Source organism: Pseudomonas putida (assembly GCF_028682475.1).
GTDB lineage: Bacteria > Pseudomonadota > Gammaproteobacteria > Pseudomonadales > Pseudomonadaceae > Aquipseudomonas > Aquipseudomonas putida_AG.
In genome coordinates, this window is sequence record NZ_JANHLE010000081.1 from 1 (window position 1) to 1,003 (window position 1,003).

Consider the following 1,003-nt stretch of genomic DNA (forward strand, 5'->3'; position numbering starts at 1 on the left):
CACACGTGCCTGGTTACCCATGCACAGCGAGCAGCCCGGCATTTCCATGCGCGCGCCAGCTTTGCCGTAGATGCCGTAGTAGCCTTCTTCGGTCAGCTGGTGAGCGTCCATCTTGGTTGGCGGCGACAGCCACAGACGGGTCGGGATCGAACCTTTGACCTTGTCCAGCAGCTTGCCGGCAGCGCGGAAGTGACCGATGTTGGTCATGCACGAACCGATGAACACTTCGTCGATCTTCTCGCCCTGAACGGTCGACAGCAGACGGGCATCGTCCGGGTCGTTCGGCGCGCAGAGCACAGGCTCTTTGACGTCGGCCAGGTCGATCTCGATGATCTCGGCGTATTCGGCGTCCTTGTCGGCTTCCAGCAGAACCGGGTTGGCCAGCCAGGCTTCCATCGCCTGAGCACGACGTTCCATGGTGCGGGCATCGCCGTAGCCTTCGCTGATCATCCAGCGCAGCAGGGTGATGTTCGACTTCAGGTACTCGGCGATGGCTTTTTCTGGCAGCTTGATGGTGCAGCCGGCAGCGGAACGTTCAGCCGAGGCGTCGGACAGTTCGAACGCTTGCTCGACGGTCAGGTCGTCCAGGCCTTCGATTTCCAGGATGCGGCCGGAGAAGGCGTTGATCTTGCCTTTCTTCTCGACGGTCAGCAGGCCGTTCTTGATGCCGTAGTAAGGGATGGCGTGAACCAGGTCGCGCAGGGTGATGCCTGGTTGCAGTTTGCCCTTGAAGCGCACCAGTACCGACTCCGGCATGTCCAGCGGCATGACGCCAGTGGCAGCGGCGAAGGCTACCAGGCCGGAACCGGCCGGGAAGGAGATACCGATCGGGAAGCGGGTGTGCGAGTCACCACCGGTACCGACGGTGTCCGGCAGCAGCATGCGGTTCAGCCAGCTGTGGATGATGCCGTCGCCTGGACGCAGGGACACGCCGCCACGGGTGCGGATGAAATCCGGCAGGGTGTGGTGGGTGGTGACGTCGATCGGCTTCGGATAGGCCGCA

Annotated in this window: 1 protein-coding gene; it reads right to left on the reverse strand. The window is 62.7% G+C overall.

The genetic code is table 11. The annotated features are described in order from the left end of the window. A partial coding sequence (locus NPS47_RS25210) for an aconitase family protein (RefSeq protein WP_274297428.1) occupies positions 1-1,003 on the reverse strand: 1,003 nt, incomplete at both ends.